Origin of the sequence: Allomuricauda ruestringensis DSM 13258 (genome assembly GCF_000224085.1) — a bacterium.
Taxonomy (GTDB): domain Bacteria; phylum Bacteroidota; class Bacteroidia; order Flavobacteriales; family Flavobacteriaceae; genus Flagellimonas; species Flagellimonas ruestringensis.
Genome location: NC_015945.1, coordinates 1,501,480 through 1,525,759 on the forward strand (window position 1 = coordinate 1,501,480; position 24,280 = coordinate 1,525,759).

The 24,280-nt window shown below is 40.7% G+C and carries 26 protein-coding genes; 21 read left to right on the forward strand and 5 right to left on the reverse strand.

Annotated features, from left to right (window positions below; genetic code table 11):
• The first annotated feature begins 60 nt into the window (after nt 1–60).
• The 3 genes from MURRU_RS06740 to purD all read left to right on the forward strand — a co-directional run bounded on the left by MURRU_RS06740 (nt 61) and on the right by purD (nt 3,978).
• Complete coding sequence (locus tag MURRU_RS06740; protein ID WP_014032694.1) at nt 61–1,413, forward strand: exopolysaccharide biosynthesis polyprenyl glycosylphosphotransferase; 1,353 nt, start codon at nt 61–63, stop codon at nt 1,411–1,413.
• A gap of 98 nt (nt 1,414–1,511) precedes the next feature.
• Nucleotides 1,512–2,498 carry a UDP-glucuronic acid decarboxylase family protein gene (locus tag MURRU_RS06745; protein WP_014032695.1) on the forward strand — a complete coding sequence of 329 codons (987 nt, stop codon included), beginning with the start codon at nt 1,512–1,514 and terminating at the stop codon, nt 2,496–2,498.
• A gap of 208 nt (nt 2,499–2,706) precedes the next feature.
• Nucleotides 2,707–3,978 (forward strand): phosphoribosylamine--glycine ligase, encoded by a 1,272-nt coding sequence (gene purD / locus MURRU_RS06750; RefSeq protein WP_014032696.1) that lies wholly within the window; start codon nt 2,707–2,709, stop codon nt 3,976–3,978.
• Here purD and MURRU_RS06755 read toward each other — a convergent pair.
• Nucleotides 3,973–4,194, reverse strand: a complete 222-nt coding sequence (locus tag MURRU_RS06755; protein ID WP_014032697.1) for a DUF6341 family protein — start codon at nt 4,192–4,194, stop codon at nt 3,973–3,975. The genes purD and MURRU_RS06755 overlap by 6 nt on opposite strands.
• 39 nt (nt 4,195–4,233) lie before the next feature.
• Here MURRU_RS06755 and MURRU_RS06760 point away from each other — a divergent pair, with 39 nt between their 5' ends.
• From MURRU_RS06760 to MURRU_RS06780, 5 genes are all read left to right on the forward strand, one after another.
• Nucleotides 4,234–5,163 carry a DUF6427 family protein gene (locus tag MURRU_RS06760; protein ID WP_014032698.1) on the forward strand — a complete coding sequence of 310 codons (930 nt, stop codon included), beginning with the start codon at nt 4,234–4,236 and terminating at the stop codon, nt 5,161–5,163.
• 42 nt (nt 5,164–5,205) lie between these two features.
• On the forward strand, nt 5,206–5,811 hold the full coding sequence (locus MURRU_RS06765; RefSeq protein WP_014032699.1) for a DUF4254 domain-containing protein: 606 nt from the start codon (nt 5,206–5,208) through the stop codon (nt 5,809–5,811).
• Nucleotides 5,795–6,856: a glycosyltransferase family 9 protein gene (locus tag MURRU_RS06770; RefSeq protein WP_014032700.1), complete on the forward strand. Its 1,062-nt coding sequence runs from the start codon at nt 5,795–5,797 to the stop codon at nt 6,854–6,856. The genes MURRU_RS06765 and MURRU_RS06770 overlap by 17 nt, the downstream gene beginning before the upstream one ends.
• 119 nt (nt 6,857–6,975) lie before the next feature.
• On the forward strand, nt 6,976–7,803 hold the full coding sequence (locus tag MURRU_RS06775) for a hypothetical protein (RefSeq protein ID WP_014032701.1): 828 nt from the start codon (nt 6,976–6,978) through the stop codon (nt 7,801–7,803).
• Between the two features lie 176 nt (nt 7,804–7,979).
• Nucleotides 7,980–8,438, forward strand: coding sequence for a hypothetical protein (locus MURRU_RS06780; protein ID WP_148261487.1), 459 nt, complete (start codon nt 7,980–7,982; stop codon nt 8,436–8,438).
• A 25-nt stretch (nt 8,439–8,463) separates the two neighbouring features.
• On the opposite strand, the gene arsS is transcribed toward MURRU_RS06780, so the two are convergent.
• From arsS to MURRU_RS06795, 3 genes are all read right to left on the reverse strand, one after another.
• On the reverse strand, nt 8,464–9,552 hold the full coding sequence (gene arsS / locus MURRU_RS06785) for an arsenosugar biosynthesis radical SAM (seleno)protein ArsS (protein WP_014032703.1): 1,089 nt from the start codon (nt 9,550–9,552) through the stop codon (nt 8,464–8,466).
• Nucleotides 9,553–9,566: 14 nt separating this feature from the next.
• The gene (locus MURRU_RS06790; protein WP_014032704.1) at nt 9,567–9,902 is read right to left on the reverse strand and encodes an arsenosugar biosynthesis-associated peroxidase-like protein; all 336 of its coding nucleotides are present in this window, start codon (nt 9,900–9,902) and stop codon (nt 9,567–9,569) included.
• Between the two features lie 313 nt (nt 9,903–10,215).
• On the reverse strand, nt 10,216–10,776 hold the full coding sequence (locus MURRU_RS06795; RefSeq protein ID WP_014032705.1) for a fasciclin domain-containing protein: 561 nt from the start codon (nt 10,774–10,776) through the stop codon (nt 10,216–10,218).
• Nucleotides 10,777–10,934: 158 nt separating this feature from the next.
• Between MURRU_RS06795 and MURRU_RS06800 the strand changes: the two genes are divergently transcribed.
• On the forward strand, nt 10,935–11,708 hold the full coding sequence (locus tag MURRU_RS06800) for a patatin-like phospholipase family protein (RefSeq protein ID WP_014032706.1): 774 nt from the start codon (nt 10,935–10,937) through the stop codon (nt 11,706–11,708).
• Between the two features lie 12 nt (nt 11,709–11,720).
• Here the strand turns inward: MURRU_RS06800 and MURRU_RS06805 are convergent, their stop codons facing one another.
• Nucleotides 11,721–12,767: a ferredoxin--NADP reductase gene (locus MURRU_RS06805; protein ID WP_014032707.1), complete on the reverse strand. Its 1,047-nt coding sequence runs from the start codon at nt 12,765–12,767 to the stop codon at nt 11,721–11,723.
• Nucleotides 12,768–12,887: 120 nt separating this feature from the next.
• Between MURRU_RS06805 and MURRU_RS06810 the strand changes: the two genes are divergently transcribed.
• From MURRU_RS06810 to atpG, 12 genes are all read left to right on the forward strand, one after another.
• Nucleotides 12,888–14,357 (forward strand): DUF5687 family protein, encoded by a 1,470-nt coding sequence (locus MURRU_RS06810; protein WP_014032708.1) that lies wholly within the window; start codon nt 12,888–12,890, stop codon nt 14,355–14,357.
• 20 nt (nt 14,358–14,377) lie between these two features.
• On the forward strand, nt 14,378–15,073 hold the full coding sequence (locus tag MURRU_RS06815) for an ABC transporter ATP-binding protein (RefSeq protein WP_014032709.1): 696 nt from the start codon (nt 14,378–14,380) through the stop codon (nt 15,071–15,073).
• 101 nt (nt 15,074–15,174) lie between these two features.
• Complete coding sequence (gene porW / locus MURRU_RS06820) at nt 15,175–17,706, forward strand: type IX secretion system periplasmic lipoprotein PorW/SprE (protein ID WP_041801378.1); 2,532 nt, start codon at nt 15,175–15,177, stop codon at nt 17,704–17,706.
• Nucleotides 17,707–17,727: 21 nt separating this feature from the next.
• A complete protein-coding gene (locus tag MURRU_RS06825; RefSeq protein ID WP_014032711.1) occupies nt 17,728–18,147 on the forward strand; it encodes a bactofilin family protein in 420 nt (139 codons plus the stop codon).
• A gap of 201 nt (nt 18,148–18,348) precedes the next feature.
• Nucleotides 18,349–18,738: a DUF6168 family protein gene (locus MURRU_RS18220; protein ID WP_014032713.1), complete on the forward strand. Its 390-nt coding sequence runs from the start codon at nt 18,349–18,351 to the stop codon at nt 18,736–18,738.
• A gap of 82 nt (nt 18,739–18,820) precedes the next feature.
• The gene (gene atpB / locus MURRU_RS06840) at nt 18,821–19,990 is read left to right on the forward strand and encodes a F0F1 ATP synthase subunit A (RefSeq protein WP_014032714.1); all 1,170 of its coding nucleotides are present in this window, start codon (nt 18,821–18,823) and stop codon (nt 19,988–19,990) included.
• A gap of 35 nt (nt 19,991–20,025) precedes the next feature.
• Nucleotides 20,026–20,220: an ATP synthase F0 subunit C gene (gene atpE, locus MURRU_RS06845; RefSeq protein ID WP_014032715.1), complete on the forward strand. Its 195-nt coding sequence runs from the start codon at nt 20,026–20,028 to the stop codon at nt 20,218–20,220.
• 77 nt (nt 20,221–20,297) lie between these two features.
• Nucleotides 20,298–20,798: a F0F1 ATP synthase subunit B gene (locus tag MURRU_RS06850; RefSeq protein ID WP_014032716.1), complete on the forward strand. Its 501-nt coding sequence runs from the start codon at nt 20,298–20,300 to the stop codon at nt 20,796–20,798.
• 4 nt (nt 20,799–20,802) lie between these two features.
• Complete coding sequence (gene atpH / locus MURRU_RS06855; RefSeq protein ID WP_014032717.1) at nt 20,803–21,342, forward strand: ATP synthase F1 subunit delta; 540 nt, start codon at nt 20,803–20,805, stop codon at nt 21,340–21,342.
• Between the two features lie 2 nt (nt 21,343–21,344).
• Entirely contained in the window at nt 21,345–22,925 is a 1,581-nt protein-coding gene (gene atpA, locus MURRU_RS06860) for a F0F1 ATP synthase subunit alpha (RefSeq protein ID WP_014032718.1), read from the forward strand.
• A gap of 17 nt (nt 22,926–22,942) precedes the next feature.
• Nucleotides 22,943–23,281 carry a four helix bundle protein gene (locus MURRU_RS06865; RefSeq protein WP_014032719.1) on the forward strand — a complete coding sequence of 113 codons (339 nt, stop codon included), beginning with the start codon at nt 22,943–22,945 and terminating at the stop codon, nt 23,279–23,281.
• Nucleotides 23,282–23,311: 30 nt separating this feature from the next.
• Nucleotides 23,312–24,172, forward strand: coding sequence for an ATP synthase F1 subunit gamma (atpG, locus tag MURRU_RS06870; RefSeq protein ID WP_014032720.1), 861 nt, complete (start codon nt 23,312–23,314; stop codon nt 24,170–24,172).
• Nucleotides 24,173–24,280 lie beyond the last annotated feature (108 nt).

Below are 24,280 nucleotides of genomic sequence, written 5' to 3' on the forward strand. Positions count from 1 at the left end.
AATGATAAGAATTAAAAAAACTACTTTTGTTCCCTGTTTTCAAAAAGAGGAATGTAAAACATGGCCAAAAACATAAGCAGAAAAACGGTGTTCGGGTATTTAGCATCTTATCTCTTGGATTTGATAATAATAAATATTCTTGCATATTATCTGCCAATTCAATTCAAGTACCCCATCCTATTCCATAGTTATATTTCTTTGTCATGGGTAATAATCGCCTATAAAATAGATTTTTATGAGATTCACAGATATAACAAAGCCATATACATCTTAGGACTCTTAGTTAAACAGTTCCCGTTTTTTTTCATTACTCTTTATGCCTTTATTGGGTTTTTTAAGCAATACATCATAAGCCGTATAAATCTGGGTCTCTTTTTTATTGCGGTCTTTTTGGTCATAGGTGCAATTAAATTTATTAAATATCTTTATTTAAGGAATTATTGGAGAAGGGCGAAAACAGGGCTTGTAAAAGCAATAATAATTGGTAATAATGCTAAAACAGTACAGTTGAGCGAAGCCTTGGACAAGGAGAAGGGATATGGGTATAAACTTGTCAACCAATTTTCGCCAAAACAAAAAAATTTTAAAATTGAAGACTGTTTCTCTTTTGTTGTTGAAAACAACATTGACGAGATATTTTGTTCCATCAAGGAATTAAGTGATAGTCAGGTTTCATCTCTCATCGATTTTTCGGATAAGAATTTTGTGGTCGTAAAGTTTGTTCCAGACAATAAGAGAATCTTCTCCAAAAAATTGAATTTTGAATATTTCGGATATCTTCCAATCCTATCATTGAAAGAAAACCCATTAACAAATAAAATCAATTACTTAACCAAAAGAGGGTTTGATATTGTTTTCTCTTTATTTGTAATTGTTTTTTTACTGTCATGGTTTACCCCATTAATGGCAATTATTATAAGGCTGGAATCAAAAGGGCCTATATTTTTTAGACAATATAGAAAGGGAAGTGATTTTAATCTGTTTGCCTGTTATAAGTTTCGATCTATGGCAATGAATAAGCAAAGCGATCAGCAGCAAGCTACCAAAAATGATATGAGGATCACAAGGGTCGGAAAGTTCATCCGTAAAACAAGTATTGACGAATTACCCCAATTTTATAATGTTTTGATGGGCAACATGTCTGTTGTAGGGCCCAGGCCACTATTGATACAACATACGAACGACTATATGGACAAAGTAAGCAGGTTTATGGTTAGACATCATGTTAAACCAGGGATAACAGGTTTGGCACAAGTAAAAGGATATAGGGGTGAAATTGAACAAGACCTGGATATGGTAAATAGGGTGCGGTTTGATGTTTTTTATGTTGAAAACTGGTCTTTGCTATTAGATTTTAAAATTATAGTCCAGACAGTCATAAATGTTATAAAAGGAGAGGAAAAAGCGTATTGAACCGAAAAATTCCTGCAACTCGCCTAGAAAAGTTTTTATTCCGTGTTCGGATAGGCTATGTTTGTAAAGTTGAAGATTCCAATTGACATAAAAAATAAATGAAAAGAACTCTTATTACCGGAGCAGCAGGTTTTCTTGGTTCCCACCTATGTGACAGATTTATTGCAGAAGGGCACGAGGTTATTGCAATGGACAACCTTATTACCGGAGACCTTAAAAACATAGAACACTTATTCCCTTTGGAACGCTTTAAGTTCTATAATCACGATGTAACCAACTTTGTGCACGTGCCGGGAAATTTGGATTATATCCTTCATTTTGCTTCACCAGCAAGCCCTATCGATTATTTAAAGATTCCCATTCAAACGCTAAAAGTAGGGGCGTTGGGAACCCACAACTTGTTGGGTCTTGCCAAGGAAAAGAACGCTCGTTTCATGATAGCCTCTACATCGGAAATATATGGTGATCCCTTGGTACACCCACAAACCGAGGAGTACTACGGTAACGTAAACACCATAGGCCCAAGAGGTGTATACGATGAGGCCAAACGCTTTCAAGAATCCATCACCATGGCCTATCACCGTTTCCATGGGTTGGACACAAGAATTGTACGGATATTCAACACCTACGGCCCTCGAATGCGACTGAACGATGGTCGTGTAATCCCAGCTTTTATGGGACAAGCACTTCGTGGTGAGGACTTGACCGTTTTTGGAGATGGTTCCCAAACCCGTTCTTTCTGTTTTGTTGATGATGAAATCGAAGGAATCTATCGCTTATTGATGAGCGACTACACGCTTCCAGTGAACATTGGTAACCCCAATGAAATTACCATTAAAGATTTTGCAGAGGAAATCATTAAGCTAACAGGCACCGACCAAAAAATTATTTATAAGCCATTACCTAAGGATGACCCAATGCAGCGTCAACCCGATATCACCAAAGCAAAAGAAATTTTGGGATGGGAACCTAAAGTGGGACGCGAAGAGGGCATGCGCAAAACGTTTGAATTTTTCAAAGGGTTATCTAAAGAAGAACTCAAAAAAACGGAACACAGGGACTTTTCAAACCATAACAAAAAGTAATTTTTCTGTCATTTCGAAACGAGGAGCGAAGCGACGATTGAGAAATCTGACTTATTGTAGATTTTCCGCATACGCTGTAAATGACAACTGCTCTCTATAATGGCTTAGTGGTATTCGTGAAATTTGTGTCAACCAGAGAGTCTCAGATCATTTTCAAATAAGCCCCAAATTATATTTGAATTGAGTTATTTTTGCCAAAACTTAAATCATGAACATCCTGGTCCTGGGTTCTGGTGGTCGCGAACATGCCATTTCCCTTAAAATTTCACAAAGCCCCAAAACATCCAAACTATTTGTAGCGCCCGGCAATGCGGGAACTTCCCAAATCGCCACAAATGTTGAGGTAGGTGTCAACGATTTTGAAGCCATTAAAGCATTGGTGTTGAAAGAAAGCATCAATTTGGTGGTAGTGGGACCAGAAGACCCTTTGGTTAATGGTGTGCACGATTTTTTCTTGAATGATGAAGCACTAAAATCCGTTCCTGTAATCGGACCAGAGAAAGCAGCAGCAGAACTCGAAGGAAGCAAGGAATTTGCCAAAGAGTTTATGATGCGGCACAACATTCCAACAGCAGCCTACCAAAGTTTTACCAGCGAGACCCTGGAAGAAGGGTATAGCTTTTTGGAAACCCTAAAACCACCCTACGTGCTCAAAGCCGATGGTCTGGCGGCAGGGAAAGGCGTATTGATTCTTCGGGATTTGCAAGAGGCCAAGGACGAGTTAAAGTCCATGCTGGTGGATTCCAAATTCGGTAACGCAAGTGCCACGGTGGTCATCGAGGAATTCTTGGACGGCATTGAACTGAGCTGTTTTGTACTTACTGATGGCACCAACTATAAAATTCTTCCAACAGCCAAGGACTACAAAAGAATAGGTGAGGGCGATACAGGTCTCAATACAGGAGGCATGGGGGCCATTTCCCCGGTTCCATTTGCTGATTCCATCTTCATGGACAAGATAGAGCGTCAAATTGTAAAACCTACCGTAGACGGCCTTAAAACCGATAATCTGCCCTATGTCGGTTTTATTTTTATTGGTTTGATAAAAGTTGGTGAAGAACCCAAGGTAATTGAGTATAACGTTAGAATGGGCGATCCGGAGACCGAAGTAGTCATCCCAAGACTGAAAACGGATTTGGTCGAGGTGCTTATGGCCATGGCCAATGGAACTTTGGACCAAGTAGACCTTCAAATTGACGAAAGGGCGGCAACAACCGTTATGGCAGTATCCGGCGGTTATCCTGAGGCTTATGAGAAAGGCAAGGAAATATCGGGAACCGAAACCATTGAAGATTCCATTGTGTTCCACGCAGGCACAAAACTGTCCAACGGAAAAGTTGTAACCAATGGGGGACGCGTAATAGCGGTTACTTCCTTCGGAAAAGACTTTAAGGAAGCACTACAGAAATCCTATCAAAATATGGAAAAGCTCCATTTTGATGGAATGTATTACCGAAAGGATTTAGGGTTTGATTTATAGGTAGGAGTGGGAGCTGATGCTCTTGTCTTCCTCACCATTATCGTTGAATATTTTCAACTGGCCCATCCAATAAACGGCGGCTATCAAACCAATAACAAAGAAAATCCAGTTAATGGTATTGGAACCCCACCAGCTGTCCATAAAGCGGAAAAAATCCAATGGTGCGAAAAGGTAGTTTACAAATAAGTCTTCTATACCGTAAAAAAACTTGCTCATGTTGGCTATATTTACTTTACAAAAGTAGCAAAAGATAAGATGATTTCAAGCTTTTTCGGAAAAACTAAACCCATAAATTACATTGTTCTTGCCATCATTTTGTTTCTTTTTTACTTCACCAACGTTTTTTTTCAGCACGGGGAACAAAGAATAAATGAGGTTATTACTTTGGAAATCTTGTTGTTCGCGGCCTTGTTGTTGTCTATTTTTATTATCAACCAGATTGTAAGGACCGAAAAGGCAACGGAATCCAATTCCTATGCCATGGTCTTTTTTGTGCTTTTGATTGTTACATTTTCCGATGAACTTGTGCTTCAAAATGTGATTTTCGCCAACTTTTTTTTGCTTTTGGCATTTTGGAGGATACTGTCCATCAAATCCATAAGAAATGTAAAGCACAAGATTTTTGATGCCTCCCTATTGATTGCCCTTGCAAGTTTATTTTACGATTGGTCCCTTGCATTTATGCTTCTTGTCTTTTTTGTAATTGGTGCGTATGACCGTAAAACTTTCAAGAATTGGCTGGTTCCCTTTATAGGTATGGGCACCATATTTATATTGACGTTCACCGTTTTAAAATTGAAAGGGTCTTTGGATTTTTTTGAAGAGCACTATCAGTTCTCATTGGGTCTTTTTACCACCAAATCATTCTTTCAGGTGCTGAACATAAAAACCTTGGTTTACCTTATTTTAACGATTATCGTCTCCGTTTTGGTGTTTGTACGACTGCGAAATGTAAGTGGGGGCAAATTGCTTTTGCTCAGGATAGTATTCATGATCTTTGTTTTGGGAACGGGCATTATTCTTTTTACCCCGGCCGATGCTTCTCCCGTATTGATTACTTTTTTCCCCGCAGCCGTTTTTTTTACCAACTATTTCGAGGGTATAAAAAAGCGTCGGCTTCAAGAGGTGGTTTTAATCCTCACCATGGTCGTGGCTTGCTCGCTTTTTGCCATTCATCTTAACTAATTATGCCATAAAGCAATATCTTTGAACAAATTTATTTGAATTATGTTCAGCGATTTTGCCTTCAAGATATTTCAGGAAAGTATAGATGCCTATCACATTAAGGACGATGTGTACCAAGAGTTTTCCAACCCTTATCCAAAGGATAAAGTAGAGCACTTGCTTTATAGAAAAAACTGGATCGATACGGTACAATGGCATTATGAAGATATTATCCGCGACCCAGAGATTGACCCGGTGGCTGCGCTGGACCTCAAACGGAAAATCGATGCCAGCAACCAAAACCGTACGGATTTGGTGGAATATATCGATAGCTATTTTTTAAATAAATACCAGTCGGTACAAGTAAAGGATGGCGCCACTATCAACACCGAGAGTCCTGCATGGGCAATTGACCGACTTTCCATTTTGGCATTGAAAATCTATCATATGCAGGAAGAGGTGAACCGAGCGGATGCCTCACCGGAACACATCCAAAAATGTAGCGATAAACTTGCCGTGCTTTTGGAGCAGAAAAAAGATCTTTCCACAGCCATTGACCAATTATTGGCCGACATCGAAGCTGGAAACAAGTACATGAAAGTCTACAAACAGATGAAAATGTACAACGACGATGAACTAAATCCTGTACTTCGTGGGCAAAAAGGGTAAAAACACCCATGTTTTATTGATTCGTTTATCGGCGATGGGAGATGTGGCGATGACCGTTCCCGTAATCCGGGTACTTACGGAGAAATACCCGGAAATACAACTTACCGTACTTACCAAAAAACCGTTCATATCAATTTTTAATGGGTTGGAGAACGTTCAGGTAAAAGAAGCCGATGTTAAAAAACGGCACAAAGGCCTTATTGGGCTTTGGCGATTGTACCAAGAACTAAAACCTTTAAAATTTAATGCCGTTGCCGACTTGCATAACGTGTTGCGAAGTCGTGTGCTCAAAAAGTATTTTGCCTTGGAAAGTATTCCATTTGCTCAGATTGACAAGGGTCGAAAGGACAAAAAAGCACTCACCCGCTCCAAGAATAAAGTTTTTCAGCAATTAAAGAGCACCCACCAACGATATGCCGATGTTTTTGCCGAACTCGGTTTTCCTATTGATTTATCCTATGCCAAACCATTGGAACGTGTTCAACTCTCAGAGAAAGTATTGGAACTTGTGCAGCAGGGCACCAAAAAATGGGTAGGGATAGCACCTTTTGCCGCCCACGAAGGCAAAATGTATCCGTTGAAACACATGGAAGAGATAATAAAAACCCTTAACAATACCGATAAGTATAAAATATTGTTGTTTGGAGGCGGTACCAAAGAAGTGGAGGTGCTGGAACAGCTTGCAGCTACCTACAAAAATACCTTGTGCATGGCGGGCAAGTTGAACCTATCCGAAGAATTGCAACTCATTTCCAATTTGGATGTCATGTTGTCCATGGATAGCGGTAATGCACACATGGCCGCCAACTATGGCATTCCAGTAGTGACCCTTTGGGGTGTTACCCACCCTTATGCCGGTTTTTATCCGTTTGGGCAGCCTTTGGAAAACGCACTTATGGCCGACCGCGAAACCTATCCTTTGATTCCAACCTCGGTATATGGCAACAAAGTACCCGAAGGCTACGAGAATATCATGAAAACCATTCAGCCCCAAAAGGTTTTGGAAAAGTTGGTGGGGGTTTTAGAACCATCCGTCAATTCATAAGAGGTATTCATGGATCATTGAGTACCAATGATCAAGTCTATGTTGTTCATTGCCTCTAAATCTACCATCTTTAAGTATTGAAAGCTAAAGAGCATATCAAGCTCCATTTGGAAATATAAGTGAATCCATTCAAAAAAATAGATCCGAAAATAGGATTGTTAAAAGATACAACGAGCCCTTTTTTTGGTCGATATCGCTTGGAGTTTAATCAGGTGTCTCCTTTTAGGGAACCTTCATTTAACAGGGTTTTTATAAAAATCAATACGGATGCAATAGAGGATGTGAAAAGGATATACCATTTATTTCCGCAACATCTGAAGTATCAAATTCAATTATACAACCAAGGAAATATTAGACAGAATCAGAACTATTTAATTGACTGCTTTGAAGATGATGATTGGTTTTTATGTTTGGACATGATGGGAGATGTTGCGTTTATGCCCATGTATAACTTCTATTTTGCACTATTGAGCGTAAGTAGATATGTGGAGAATTGTCATTTTTTCATTTTTTCGTCCGGTGATAAGGATACTCGATGGATAGACGAATATAAAATCAGTGGTGGTGAACTAGATTTTTCAAGAAATGAAATGGAAACAGAGTCTTTTTGGGGATCAATTATTTATTACCTAAAGGAAGCTAGTAAGCTAAACACCTTTGAATTCAAAAGATTTGCTGCATTTCAGCTTTATGATTTACTTTTTGATAACACATATTCTTGCTTAGAAAAGGTAGATGGGTGTCAGAACGGCCATTATACCAGTGAGGAAACTACTGATGGTGTACAAGAATATATTGAAACAATGAGTGTTCAGGAACAAAAAGAAATAAACAGATTAATCAAGGTGCTTTTCAATCTCAAGTTGGACAATAGTTTAAAGGGAGAGCTCAATAAGTTGTTCGCATTTGACACGCTTGATCACAAACGTGGGGATAACGTAGAATAAGAGTTAAAACAATAAAAATGGCAGGCCCTTGCTTCACACTATATTATGAAAACTCAAATTTTGCCCCTATTGAAGCTGTTCGGAACATATTGAACAATTTATTCCCAGCAAGGCAAAAACTTCATAAGCATAATCGGGTAAGTGAACTGGACAATGGCTGGGAATTATTTCTCGACATGTCGCTAATTTCAATGCATCCTTCATCCAAAAGGAGAAAGGCCAAGGGTTTAACAGGAATGATACTGTTAAGTCATTCATCGCAAAATGAATTTAAATATATAAGCAATGCTGAAAAGAGAAGTTTGACCGACAATTTAGGTTTTGTGCCTCAATGGAGTTGGACAGGCTGCGCGATGTGCAAAGAAGACAAAGATATTGATGGGTTGTATTTTCTATTGGACTTTTTAATTCATGAATTTGGAGGGTTTCAGAAATTGGACAAAATAAATGACGGTTTATTATCGAAGGAAGATTCAAACAGTATTAGCTATATTGAATTCAGGGATTATGAAGCATATTTTGGGAAAAGAAACGCATCAGATGAGGAGAAGTGTCAATATGAGCAATACATACCGCTTACATATTACTACATGATAGATTCAAGGAAAACAAGTTTTAGAAACCTTGATTATTAAATGTTATACTATCAATCAAAAAAAATTACGCCACATTACCCTGGCAACTACTCCCCGCTCCCGCAGTACAGCCATAGCAATGCTGTGAGATAACAATGTCCCGATTGTTCAGCACATCATCATTATAATCCTTAATGTGTTTTACTTGGCTTGCTACCTTTAGGTCCAGCATTTGGTTAAAGTCGCAATCGTAGAGCCAACCGTCCCAACTCACGGAAATGGTATTGGTACACATTACATTTTCTACTGCAACCGGGTTGAAAGCTTCCACCAAGGAATACATATAATCTTCATAATTGTCCGAAGCAAGGAGATAATCCAAGAACCTCGAAATTGGCAAATTGGTAATGGCAAAAAGGTTGTGGAAGTCAATATCAAAATCTTCTTTCAACGCTTTTTTAAAATCGTGTTCCATGGCAGCCTGATCGGCAGGCAAAAATGCTCCCGAAGGATTATACACCAAATCCAAACGCAAACCGCTATCTGGCATCCCATAGCCCACTTCGTTGAGCATTTGTAGGGCTTTTATGGATTTATCAAAAACACCGTCTCCACGCTGTTTGTCGGTTTTCCCTCGGGTATAGTGCGGCATGGACGATACAACGTGCACATTGTGCTTTTTAAAAAATTCAGGCAGGTCGTGGTACTTTTTATTGGCCAAAATAATGGTGAGATTGGAACGCACGATAAAATCTTGGATGCCCGCTTTGGAGGCTTCCTCTACAAACCAACGAAAATCGGGGTTCATTTCAGGTGCACCGCCGGTAAGGTCCAAGGTATGGGCCCCAGTGTTTCGGATTACATCCAGACATTGCTCCATGGTCTCCCGAGTCATGATTTCCTTCCGGTCCGGTCCGGCATCCACATGGCAGTGCCCACAAACCTGATTGCACATATAACCCACATTGATCTGGAGCACCTCTAATTTTTTAGGCCGTAACGGGAACTGACCTGTCTCTCCAATTTTGTCCTTGAAATAAGGTAGCTCACCATCTTCAAAAAGCTCCCCGTTAAGGATTTCCATTTGCTTTTCTGAATTGGCAAGCTGGTCCTTTTGTGCTTTTAAGGATTTCTTCGCTGCTTTTTTTATGTCTGTCAGTATGCTTTGCGTCATTGATTTAAATAGGTTTACATGGAAAGTTTGTTGTACTTGTTCATCATCTGAACCCCATGTACCAAGGTAGCGCCACTTTCTATAGCAGCCCCTGCATGTACGGCCTCCATCATTTCTTCTTTGGTGATTCCACGTTGCAAACCATCCTTGGTGTAGGCATCAATACAGTACGGGCATTTAACCACGTGCGATACGGCCAGGGCAATCAAGGATTTTTCTCTGGCACTCAGAGCTCCCTCCTCAAAAACCTTTCCGTAGTAATCAAAAAACTTGTTGCCCAGTTCTTCGCTCCATTCGGTAATCTTACCAAATTTTCTCAAGTCAGCTGGGTCGTAATATGATTTGGCCATGTTTCTTTATTTAATGTTTCACCTAAACATACAACAAATATCACTATTCATTTTGGTCGCAACGATATGGGATGGATTACATGTTTTGATCGATAAATTGTTGGTTTTGTCATAAAAAACAAGCTTACATCTGATTATGAGACTTTTAAAATGAAAAAAGGTGTCTAAAAAACAACAAAATTTTGAATTTGTCAGTTCGAGCACAGTCGAAACCCATTGATTATCAACCTGACTTAAGTTTTCGACTGCGCTCGAACTGACAACGAGCTTTTTAGACACCTCTTGTACTCATTCAAATATAAACCGACCAAAACTATTTGGCCGAAGGAAGTACTACGGTATCCACAACATGGATCACCCCATTGGATTGGTTCACATCAGCTATGGTTACTGTAGACACGTTTCCAGCACCGTCCTTGATCATGATCATACCTTTGTTCATCATGACGGTCAACTTATCTCCGTTCACTGTGGTAAGCTCGGCCATGCCGTCACCTTTCTTAATCCATTTTTTCAGGTCTTTGGCATTGTACTTTCCAGCCACTACGTGATAGGCAAGTACACTTTGTAATTTTGACTTATTTTCTGCCTTGAGCAAGCTTGCTACGGTTCCTTCCGGTAATTTTTCGAATGCACTGTTGGTGGGTGCAAATACCGTAAAAGGTCCCTCGCCTTGCAATGTCTCTACCAGACCGGCGGCTTTTACCGCAGCTACCAAAGTAGTATGGTCCTTGGAGTTTACGGCATTGGAAACAATGTCCTTGCTCGGGTACATGGCGGCACCTCCCACCATTTTAGTTTGAGAGAACCCGGTTGTAATTGTCATAAATCCAACGCAGGATAATATCAGCGTCAATGTTCTTAAAGATTTCATGTGATTTAAATTTTAGTTTATATAATCACTTACGGAGTTTTTGCGGGGAGGGTTTGGTTTCTGTTAAGATTTGATGGCTTTTAATCGAAAGACAACATTTAGACAGTCAAGGCAAGCACTCAAAATGCTAACTTTACGCTCTAAATTCAATTATCCGAATGTTTGAAGATAAATCCATAGGCCTTGTACTTTCTGGAGGAGGTGTTCGCGGAATGGCGCATATAGGTCTGATCAAAGCCATGCGCGAACACCACATTGAGGCCAAGGTAGTTGCAGGGACCAGTATCGGTGCATTGGTGGGAGCTCTTTACGCCAACGGCCACGCCGTGGAGGATATGCTCAAGTTTTTTAAGGAGACCCCTTTGTTCCAGTACAGTTTTTTTACCATTATTAAACCTGGTTTTATTGATACGGAACGATACGTTGATATTTTTAAGAAATTTTTTCCTAACAATTCTTTTGAGAGTTTGGACAAACCATTGTATGTGGTGGCCACCGATCTATTGAGCGGAAAGGAGAAAGTTTTTGATAAAGGAGAGCTTATAAAACCTTTGTTGGCATCCGCCGCCTTGCCGCCAGTGTTTAGTCCAGTGGAAATAAACGATGTACTTTATGCCGATGGGGGCATCATGAACAATTTTCCAATTGAATATGTGAAGGATAAATCCGAATTTATTATTGGAAGTAATGTGTCCGTAACTGTACCATTGAAAAAGAAGGAATTGAGAAACTCCTTCCAACTTACCGCTAGGGTCACTAGTTTAATGATTCATGCCTCAAATGATGAAAAATTGCACCAATGCGACCTTTTTATTGAACCAAAGGAATTGGATTCGATCGGGGTATTGGATAAAAAGGGTATCGAAAATGCCTTCAATATTGGGTATGAGTATGGTAGTAAGGCCTTGGAGAAAATGCTGTCCAAGATGTAGAACCATCATGAATTACACATCGTCGTAATCCACTTTTATTTTTGGTGTGATGGGATGCGACTGACAGGTCAAAACAAAACCCTCTTCGATTTCACTATCGGTAAGAATCTGGTTTTTTACCATTTCCACCTTTCCTTCGGTCAAGCGTGCAATACAACTACTGCAAACACCGCCTTGGCAAGAATACGGAGCGTCTATATCCTGTTTTAAAACGGCATCGAGAACCAATTCTTTTTTATCCATGACAAAGGTAAAGGTCTCATCATCCAAGATTACCTCTACTTGGGTCTTGCCTTCCAATGCTCCGGCAAGTTCGTCTTCGTAATCTTCGCTGGTAAACAGTTCAAAATGAATCTTTTCTTCGGAAACACCGTTCTCTTTTAAGGTATCGGATACTTGATGGATCATATCTTCGGGCCCGCAGAGGTAGAAAGCATCAAATTCAGTTCCCTTGAACTTGTTTTTGAGCACAAAGTTTACGGTAGATCGTTCTATCCTACCAAAAAGGGCATCCTCCTCGTTGGACCTACTGTATACATATTGCACAAAAAAGCGGTCGCCATATTGTTCTTTTAGCGATTGTATTGTTTTAAAATACATGGTTTCTTCGGGCGATTGGTTGCCAAACACCAATACAAAGGTATTTTCTGGGTTGTTCCCCAAAACGGTTTGGGCAATGCTCATGATCGGGGTAATACCACTACCGGCAGCAAATGCGGCAATTTTTTTTGGAGAGGTTTCATCAAAAACAAAACGGCCTTCAGGTAGCATTACCTCTATGGTATCACCGGCCTTTACATTCTCGTTGGCATACACGGAAAAAGTACCGCCTTCCATCTTTTTAATGCCTACCGTTAATTTACCCGAGGATGGCGGTGTAGAAATGGAATAGGCCCGGCGTAGTTCCTGTCCGTTCAGGGTATGTTTTAAGGTAATATATTGCCCAGCTTTGAAACTATAAGCTTCTTTAAGATTTTCTGGAACATCAAAAGTAAGGGCCACGGCATTTGGAGTCAATTGGTCCACCGCGGCTATGGTTAAGGCATGAAAATGGCTCATGTAAAGAATTTTGCTGCAAAATTAAGCATTACACTCCTTTTGAGCAGCTATTTTTATAAAAAGCGTACCTCTTCTGTAACAAATCCAATAAATTGGATACCAACTAAAAAAACGCCAACCATGCTCAAACATTTTATTGGACTCCAGTGGAAGTCATTTTTCAGGTCTGCAAGTTTTAAAACAGAGATTTGGTTTAAGATTTTGATGGCCTTGGGGGCGCTATACTTTATTGTTGTGTTCCTGGGAATGGGGGTTGGGGCCTATTTTATTATCGAGGATATGGAAATTGGCGATCCGCTGCGGGTGGTCAATCGGTTTATGATTTACTATTTTGCCTTTGACCTTGTATTTAGGTACATGCTGCAAAAAATGCCAGTAACCAATATTAAACCTTTGTTGTATTTGCCCATTAGTAAAACCAAGGTGGTCAATTTTTCGCTGGGTAAAACCGTAATCTCGTTTTTTAACATAGCCCACGCGTTCTTTTTTATTCCCTTTAGTATTGTGTTGCTGGCAGAGGGGTACCCACCAGCACAGGTTATTGGCTGGCATTTGGCTTTGATGGCCCTTTTTTACTGTAACAACTTCCTCAATGTTATGGTAAACAACAAAAATGCTGTTTTTTATGTATTTGCCGCATTGTTGATTCTTGCGGGAGCATCACAGTATTATCAATGGTTTGATTTAACCCAATACACCCAGCCCATTTTCGATTCTTTCTATAATCTACCGTGGACGGCCATAATTCCTTGGTCGATTTTGTTGGGAATGTACTACGGCGCTTTCTCCTATTTTAAAAAGCATATGTACCTGGATGGTGGTTTGGCCAAAAAACAGACCGAGGCCAAAACAGAGAACTTGGAATGGCTAGATCGCTTTGGCAACCTGGGAACGTTTTTAAAGAACGACATAAAACTCATTAAACGCAACAAAAGATCGCGAACAGCGGTGCTCATGGGCTTCTTCTTTATATTTTATGGATTACTCTTTTTTACGGGCGCCCTCGAAGTATATGACGGACCTTTTTGGAAAATTTTTGCGGGGATTTTTGTAACCGGAGGGTTCCTCTTTAGTTTTGGGCAGTACGTGCCCAGTTGGGACAGTAGCTATTACCCTTTGATGATGAGCCAGAACATAAAATACCGCGAGTACTTGTCATCCAAATGGTATTTGGTGATCATTGCGACCATCATCTCCACCATTTTGGCCACCTTTTATATCTATTTTGGATGGGAGGCCTATGCTGCTGTCTTGGTAGGTGCAATCTATAATATTGGAATCAACAGTTACTTGGTACTTTGGGGCGGGGCCTATGTAAAAACCCCGATTGACCTCACCTCCAACAAAAAGGCATTTGGCGATAAACAGGCATTTAATGCCAAGACACTCCTGCTCACTTTGCCCAAATTGGTATTGCCGATCGGGATTTATGCCATTGGTCATTTTTTGATTAACCCGATTGCAGGGTACATTTTTGTGGCCGTTTTCGGCTTACTTGGATTTGTTTTTAAGGAAAAGGTGTTTACCATGATCGAGGGCATTTACAAAAAAGAGAAGTACAAAACATTGCAAGCATACAAACAGAAATAACACACCATTAATAAAAATACATGATCACAGTTCATAATTTAACCAAGATTTACGGAGAGCAAACCGTTTTGAACATTGAGGAGCTCGAAATTCCAAAAGGCCAAAGTTTTGGTCTGGTCGGGAACAACGGGGCAGGAAAAACTACCTTGTTCAGTCTGTTGTTGGATTTGATTCAGCCCTCATCCGGGCACATTGTCAACAAGGATGTGCAAGTAGACCAAAGCGAAGCTTGGAAACCGTTTACCTCTGCCTTTATTGATGAAACCTTTTTGATAGGCTACCTCACCCCTGAAGAATACTTCTACTTTATCGGGGAACTGCGCGGCAGAAACAAAGCTGATGTGGATGCCCTGCTATCCAATTTTGATGATTTTTTCCACGGGGAAATTTTGGGCCAGAAAAAATATTTACGGGACCTTTCCAAAGGAAACCAAAAGAAAGTGGGCATTGTGGCCAGTTTTATCGGCAACCCCGAAGTGGTGATCTTGGACGAACCTTTTGCCAATCTGGACCCTACCACACAAATTCGTTTAAAGGGAATCATAAAAGATCTTGCCGCCAAAGAGGGAGTAACGGTACTTGTTTCCAGTCACGATTTGATTCACGTTACCGAGGTATGCGAACGTATTGTGGTATTGAACAAGGGCGAAATTGTGAAGGACATCCATACCTCTGCCGAAACCATGAAGGAGCTTGAAGCTTTCTTTGCGGGTTGATGTTTGAAAAACAGTTCTAAAGAAATCTTGCATTTTATCGATAAGCCTTATAATAATCCGCTTTTTTTTGAGTTTAAGGTTACACAAGATTGTCGATAATTTTGAAGCTTCATCACACATTTATAGGCGCCATGGTTTTGGGAGGACTTGTATTCAATGCATGTTCCACCCAAAAGGATAAATTCATCAACCGAAATTGGCACGCCCTCAACACCGAGTACAACACTTTGTACAATGGTAATCTAGCCTTCCAAAAAGGATTGGAGGAAATCAATGCCAATTATCGTGACGATTATTGGGAAATACTTCCCGTGGAGCGCCTCAAGGTTACCGATGAGATCAAACTCGACTCCGAGGACAACAATCCCAACTTCATCATTGCAGAGGAAAAGGCCACCAAGGCCATCCAAAAGCACAGCATGGACATTAAGGACGAGGAGCGCAACCCTCAAATCGACGAAGGCTTTCTGCTTTTGGGCAAATCAAGGTATTTCGACCAACGCTACATTCCTGCTTTGGAGTCTTTCAACTATATTCTACGAAAATATGTGGAGAGCGATAAGCTGAACGAGGCAACCATTTGGAGGGAAAAAACCAACATGCGGTTGGACAATCCCGAAGTGGCCATCAAAAACCTGAAGCGCTTGTTCAAGTATGAAAAATTAAAAGATCAGGAATACGCTGATGCCAATGCTGTATTGGCACAATGCTACATCAATCTGAATGCACCCGATACGGCCATCCAAAAACTGAAAATATCACAGGCCTACACCAAAAAGAACCCTGAAAAAGGGAGATACCTTTTTATAATTGGTCAATTGTACGATCAATTGGGGCATAAGGATAGTGCCAACTACGCTTACAACAAGGTGATTGAGCTCAACCGTAAATCACCAAGGGTGTACATGATCAACGCACATCTAAAGAAAATCCAGAACACCGAACTTACGGAGGCCAATAGGGAGGGAATGCTGGAATACCTCACCGATTTGGAGGAGAATAGGGAGAACCGACCATTTCTGGACAAAATATACCGTCAAGTGGCCCAGTACCACATGGCCTACGAATCGGATAGTTTGGCCTTGGCCTACTACAACAAATCGATCCAAGCAACACAGGGGGAGCGCAAACTGAATACCTTGAATTATCAAAGTTTGGCCGATTACCATTTTGATGAAGACGAGTACCGAAGAGCAGGCTCCTACTACGACAGTACCTTGACGAACCTGAATGAAAACACACGAAAGTATCGAGACATCAAAAAGAGACTGGACAACCTTGAGGATGTCATCAAATACGAGGATATTGTACAGCACGCCGATAGTGTGATTACCTTATACCAAATGCCAGAGGCAGAACGCAAGGCCTATTTTGAGGATTTTATTGCCGAGATGAAGCGCAAAGAAGCTGCTGCTGCCGAAAAGGAAATGGAACGAACCAATGCCGGTTTTGCCACTTTTGCAGATAGTAAGGGAGGAAAAGAAAATCAAGGCAAGTTTTATTTCTACAACATTACCAGCTTGGGCCACGGTAGAAACGATTTTAGAACCCGATGGGGCAGTAGGAATTTGGAAGATGATTGGCGATGGAGCAATAGATCAAAAACCTTGGTTTCCGAAGCAACGGGCGAAGAGGTTGCCAGCAATGATGAGGTCTTGACGGAAGACCAAAAATATTCCGTGGATTATTATTTGGAACAAGTACCGACTGATGTGACCGTTATTGACAGTTTAAAGGGAGAACGCAACTTTGCCAATTATCAATTAGGGTTAATCTATAAGGAAAAGTTTAAGGACAACATGCTGGCAGCTGCCAAGTTGGAGCGCGTACTTTCTTCAAATCCGGAGGAACGCTTGATTCTCCCATCAAAATACAACCTTTACAAGATTTATGAAGAATCGGGCAGCCCTTTGGCCATGGATATGAAGCAAAACATCATCACCAACCACCCCGATACACGCTATGCCGAGATTTTATTAAACCCGCAAGCTGTGCTCGACGGAGATTCGGACAGTCCGGATGCCAGGTATATGGTTTTGTTCAAACAATACCAAAAGCAAGAATTTTTGAAGGTAATCACGCAATCCGAGGAATACATCAACAAATTTACGGGCGACCCCATTGTACCCAAGTTTGAAATGTTGAAGGCCAATGCCATTGGTCGTTTACAAGGATTTGAGCCCTTTAAGGAAGCCTTGAACTATGTAGCGCTCACCTATCCCAACAATCCCGAAGGGAAAAAGGCACAACAGATGATAGACGAGCAACTGCCCAAACTGGAGAACAAAGAATTCTCACCAGAAACGGGTACCACTGGCGCAGGAAACTGGAAAGTAGTTTTTCCCTTTAAAATTAGAAATGATGCAGAGGCCATCAAACTTAAAGATCGTTTGGCAGAGGTGATCAAAGAATTGAACTACAAGAACATTGTTTCCAAGGACATATATAATCTGGAAGATGAATTTGTGGTGGTACACGGTTTTCCGTCCAAAGATTTTGCCTTAGGCTTTGCAGAGCTTATAAAAAACAACAGGGACTACCTTATTAAAGATGAGAATTTTGTAGTTTTATCGGACAATTACAAAATAATACAGGTCCACAAGAACTTAGAATCATACAAAGCACAATTTTAATCCCCAAAACCCTAGAACACAATGTTTTCTGACAACAAAAAACCTCGACCTATGAATGAATTTGGCGGACAGCCAAATAGAATAGAAAAGAACACTAAAATAAAAGGGGAAATTACCTCCGAAGCCGACTTTAGGATAGATGGCAAATTGGAAGGCAATGTTACCACATCCGGCAAAGTGGTCATAGGAAAAGATGGCTACATCAACGGAAAGGTAGAATGTGTGAATGCAGATATTGAAGGGCGATTTAATGGAGAACTTATTGTGAAGGATTTGCTTTCCCTAAAATCCTCTGCAACTATTGAGGGCACCGTAAGCGTGGCCAAATTGGCCGTGGAGCCCGGAGCTACATTTAATGCTGCCTGTACCATGGGCAAAGCAGGTGCTACTGCTTCCAAAACGGAGTCCATAAAGAAAAATGAGCCAGCAAAAGCCTCCTAACAAACATAAAAAAACAATAAACACAGCAGCCCGTTTGTCTGGTTCGGCCATTCAAATGGGCGTTGTTATTTATTTGGGAAATCTATTGGGGTCATGGGTAGAAAACAAGTATGAGTTTTCATTTGCAGAAGAACTGATTACTTTTATCGCAATAATCATGGCTATGTACATATTAATAAAACAGGCTATTCAATTGAGCAAATGAGGGGAAAAGGTCTGCTACAGGCAACAGTTTTTATTCTGTCTTTTATTTTAACTTACCTATTACATGCATATTTAATCGGTTGCAATTCCTTTTTTAAAGACTGCGCTTTATTTAAGCCTTACGTTTTTCTATTGTCTTTTACGTTATTGGTGGTAATTGTGTTCCTTATATTGGCTCAAATTAAAAAACTAAAGGACCAATTAGGGTTTATTTATATGTCTACATTGGCGTTAAAATTGATACTTTTCGTTGTGCTGTTTCAAAATTATTTTTTTGGTGATTCAGTTGAAATACAGATTAATAAAGGTCATTTTTTAATACCAGTGTTTTTAGGTTTGGGGTGTGAAGTGGTTTTTTTGAGCCAACTTTTAAAAAGAATAGAATGAAATCTCGAAAAAAAATTATTTTTTGACATTTTAATACTACCTTTGCGCGGAATTTGACGAACGGATAAATTCTATAGTTACAATGCGGGTATTTAAAAGATCTATTGATTTAGCAGCCACACTGTTTATATTGTTGTTTTCCATTGGGGTTAGCGCAAACTCCTCCTCCGACGAAGAAAAAGAGGGAGCAGTAAATACCCAAAAAGAGGTAGAGAGTTACATACTACACCACATTAAGGATTCTCACGATTTTCATCTTTTTTCTTATACAAATTCAGAGGGAGAGCGCAAGCACGTCGGATTTCCGCTGCCTGTAATCGTTTGGTCTAGCGAAGGTCTTGTTGCTTTTATGTCCTCAAGATTTCATCATGATGATTCAGGCAATCACATTGTTGAAGCTGGAGGAACACGTTTTGTAAAACTTCATAGCAAAATCTACGAATTGGAATCTGGTGCAGAAGAGATTTCTTTTGATGAAGAACACCATCCAGTTAACGCGCATAAAGTTTTGGATTTTTCAATTACCAAGAGTGTTTTTGGAATGCTCCTGATAGGTGTTCTCATGATTGTATGGTTTGGTGGTTTGGCCAGACAGTATAGGAGAAAACAAATTCCAACTGGTTTTGGTCGGATTTTGGAACCTTTGGTGATTTATGTACGAGATGAGATTGCAAGACCAAATATTGGTAAAAAATATCGTCAGTTCACAGGTTATCTGTTGACAGTTTTCTTCTTTATATGGATTTTGAACCTTTTGGGACTTACTCCTTTTGGGTTCAATGTAACGGGTCAGATTGCAGTAACCGCTGCCTTGGCCATTTTCACTTTGGTTATATATACGTTTAAGGGAAATAAGGATTACTGGGAACATATGCTATGGATGCCCGGTGTGCCAGTATTGATTCGTCCGGTTTTGGCTGTAATCGAATTGGCGGGAGCCTTTTTGATTAAACCATTTTCACTGTTGGTTCGTTTGTTTGCCAACATTTCGGCGGGCCACATTGTGGTTATGAGCCTTATTGCCATTCTAATAACAATGAAATCAGAATTGACCGTGTTCGGCTCTGGTTTGTTGTCGTTTGTTCTTTCTTTGTTTATTACATTGATAGAGTTACTGGTTGCATTTTTGCAAGCATATATTTTCACCATGTTGTCTGCGCTGTTTATTGGTATGGCGGTTGCCGAACATGATCATGGTCATGACCACGAAGAGGAAGATGATGCAGAAGAAGTAAGAGCAGACTTTATTTAAATTGAGTTTATTTTTAACTATATAAATTGACTTTTATGACAGTTCCAAATTTAGTAGGTGCAGGTTTGATTGTAATCGGTGCTGGTATCGGATTAGGTAAAATTGGCGGTAGTGCAATGGAAGGTATTGCTCGTCAACCAGAAGCAACCGGTAAAATTCAGACAGCGATGATTATCATTGCTGCACTATTGGAAGGTTTGGCATTTGGTGCACTTTTCTTAGGAAAATAATCCAAAAAGCAAAATCATTAAGCTGCCGATGGTAACGGTTGGTTATCTATCGGCAGTCTTTTAAATTTAATTTAGTTATGGAACAATTATTAAACGATTTTTCCCCAGGCTTGTTTGTAATGCAAACATTGATCATGTTGGTTTTGATATTCATCATGGCCAAATATGCATGGAAGCCTATAATGAATTCTGTAGAAAAAAGAGAAGAGGGCATCAAAGACGCTCTTGAAGCTGCAGAAGCGGCAAAAAAGGAAATGCAGAACGTTACGGCGGACAGCGAAAGACTTTTAAAGGAAGCCAGAACCGAGAGAGACGCCTTATTGAAGGAAGCCAGAGAAATCAAAGAGAGCATTATTTCCGAAGCCAAAGAGCAAGCTCAGGTAGAAGGGGATAAAATGATCAAGCAAGCCCAAGCCGCTATTGAGGGTGAAAGGAAAGCCGCTGTTGCCGACATCAAGGCACAAGTAGCCAGCCTATCCCTTGAAATTGCAGAAAAAGTTATCAAAGAAGAACTTTCCCAAAAAGGCAAACAACAAAAGTTGGTTGAGGACATGTTGGGTGACATTAAACTGAACTAAGAGCATGAACCAGAACAGGGCAGCCATACGCTACGCAAAAGCAACCTTGGATTTCGCATTGGAAAAGAAAGCGGCAGATGCCGTTGAAAAAGACATGCGGGAGATAGCTGCGACCATTTCCGGGAGTGAGGAGCTTCAGAACCTTTTGGAAAGCCCCATCATAAAATCAGAAGTAAAAAAGAACAGTTTGTTGGAAATCTTTAAAGATTCCAGCGAAATTACCAAAGGCCTTCTTCAAACTTTGATAAGCAACAAGCGTATAGCAATGCTACAGGAAGTCGCCTTCAAATACATCATTCTTCACGAAAAATTGAAGGGTGAGGAAGTAGCTTATGTGACCACGGCAGTTCCATTGACTGCTGAGTTGGAAAAGAAGATTTTGGCTACCGTTACCAAGGCAACGGGCAATACGATTACCCTGGAAAACAAAATCGATGAGAGCATCATCGGAGGATTTGTACTAAGGGTAGGAGACACCCAATACGATGCGAGCATCGCAAACAAATTGAACGGATTAAAAAGAGAATTTACAAATAGTCTATAAAAATGGCAGGAGTAAAAGCCGCTGAGGTATCAGCAATTTTGAAAAAACAGTTATCAGGTTTCGAAGCATCCGCTTCTTTGGATGAAGTAGGTACCGTATTACAAGTAGGTGATGGTATTGCCCGTGTGTATGGACTTGCCAATGTACAATACGGGGAATTGGTAGAGTTTGACGGCGGAATGCAGGGAATCGTTTTGAACCTGGAGGAGGACAACGTAGGTGTTGTATTGTTGGGCCCATCCAAAGAGATCGTAGAAGGCGCCACTGTTAAGAGAACCGAGCGTATTGCCTCTATCAACGTAGGTGAAGGAATTGTTGGCCGTGTGGTGGACACCTTGGGTAAACCTATCGATGGTAAAGGACCTATCTCTGGTGAAACCTTCGAAATGCCCTTGGAACGCAAAGCTCCCGGTGTAATTTTTAGACAACCTGTAAACGAGCCATTGCAAACAGGTATCAAGGCAATCGATGCCATGATTCCGGTTGGTCGTGGACAAAGGGAGTTGGTAATCGGCGATAAGCAAACAGGTAAAACCACTGTTTGTATCGATACCATCCTAAACCAAAAAGAATTTTATGATGCTGGTGAGCCCGTATACTGTATCTATGTGGCCATAGGACAAAAAGCATCCACGGTAGCCGCCATCGCCAATACTTTGGAAGAAAAAGGAGCATTGGCCTATACAACCATTGTTGCCGCTAACGCTTCCGACCCTGCTCCAATGCAGGTATATGCTCCGTTTGCCGGTGCAGCTATCGGAGAATACTTTAGGGATACAGGGCGTCCGGCCTTGATCATCTATGATGATTTATCCAAACAAGCAGTTGCTTATCGTGAGGTATCCTTGCTTTTGAGAAGACCCCCAGGACGTGAAGCATATCCGGGTGACGTTTTCTTCCTGCACTCAAGATTATTGGAGCGCGCCGCTAAGGTGATTGCCGACGATGAAATCGCAAAGAACATGAACGACCTTCCAGAGGTATTGAAACCCATGGTGAAAGGTGGAGGTTCTTTGACAGCCCTACCAATTATTGAAACACAAGCAGGTGACGTATCCGCCTATATCCCGACCAACGTAATTTCCATTACCGATGGTCAGATATTCTTGGAGCAAGATTTGTTCAACCAAGGGGTTCGTCCTGCGATCAACGTAGGTATCTCCGTATCACGTGTTGGAGGTAATGCCCAGATCAAGTCGATGAAGAAAGTAGCAGGTACTTTAAAACTGGACCAAGCCCAGTTCCGCGAATTGGAAGCTTTTGCCAAGTTCGGTTCCGATTTGGATGCCGCTACCTTGAACGTCATTGAAAAAGGACGTAGAAACGTGGAAATCTTGAAGCAAGGTCAGAACGACCCATTTACCGTGGAAGATCAGGTTGCCATCATCTTTGCAGGCTCCAAGAACTTGTTGCGTGATATTCCTGTGAACAAGATAAAAGAGTTTGAAAAGGATTATTTGGAGTTCCTGAACGCAAAGCACAGAGATGTGTTGGATACCCTTAAAGCCGGTAAATTGACCGACGAGGTCACCGATACATTGACTGCAGTTTGCAAGGATCTTTCAAGTAAGTATAAAGGTTAAGTTCAGAGTGATGGGTTATGGGCAAACTTGAAAATAGTCCTGTAAGAATCAAAAGTTTCGAGTTTGCTTGCAAAATTGTCCATTACTGTGATGAATTAAAGAAGAATAAAGATTTTGAAATAGCCTCTCAATTGTTGAAAAGTGGCACTAGTATTGGAGCGAACACTAGGGAAGCACAAAGAGGGGTTAGCGCAAAGGATTTTAAAAATAAATTTGGGATAGCTCTAAAAGAAGCTGACGAAACAAAGTATTGGCTTGAGATTTTGGAAGCAACTGGCCGAGAAGTTCCCAATGATTTGATGGATAGGTGTGAAGAGTTAATGCGTATCATAGTAGCAATAGTCAAAAACTCTTAACTCAACACTCATAACCCATAATTTAAAACAATGGCGAATCTAAAGGAAATACGGAACAGGATAACATCCATCTCATCAACGATGCAGATTACCAGTGCCATGAAAATGGTTTCTGCTGCAAAGTTGAAAAAGGCTCAGGATGCTATTACGGCTATGCGCCCCTATTCGGACAAGCTTACCGAGCTTTTGCAAGGGCTTAGCGCCAGCTTGGAAGGAGACGGAGGAAGCGAATACGCCGACAAAAGACCCGTGAACAAAGTTTTGGTCGTTGCCATCACTTCGAATAGAGGTCTTTGTGGTGGATTCAACTCCAACATCATCAAGCAGAGCAACAATTTGGTGTCCAACAAGTATCCGGGAAAACAAGTTGATTTCTACACCATAGGTAAGAAAGGAAACGATATCCTTCGTAAAAGGCACACGATTTTGGGAGACCAAAGCAAGTTGTACGATGATTTGACCTTTGATAATGTTGCGGAAATCGCCGAATTGTTGATGCGTTTGTTCACCAAAGGTGATTACGACAAAATTGAGTTGGTGTACAACAAGTTCAAGAATGCAGCTACACAGATTGTGATGACCGAGCAGTTTTTGCCTATTGAAAGCGGTGAAGGGGATACAGCAATTGCAGCAGATTACATTTTTGAGCCATCCAAAGTGGAAATCGTAAAAGAATTGATTCCTAAATCCTTGAAAACACAATTGTTCAAAGCGATTAGGGATTCCTTTGCAAGTGAGCACGGTGCCCGTATGACAGCGATGCACAAAGCAACCGATAATGCGGCCGAACTTAGAGACGAGTTGAAATTGACCTATAACAAAGCACGTCAAGCAGCGATTACCAACGAGATCTTGGAAATTGTTGGCGGAGCTGAGGCTTTGAATAACTAGGATTACAATTTATAGATAATGAAAGGCCACCCATTCGGTGGCCTTTTTGTTTTTCTTAAGTTAATAAGGTTTAGGTAATAATGGCTTTTACGTAACTTGTAGCCACCT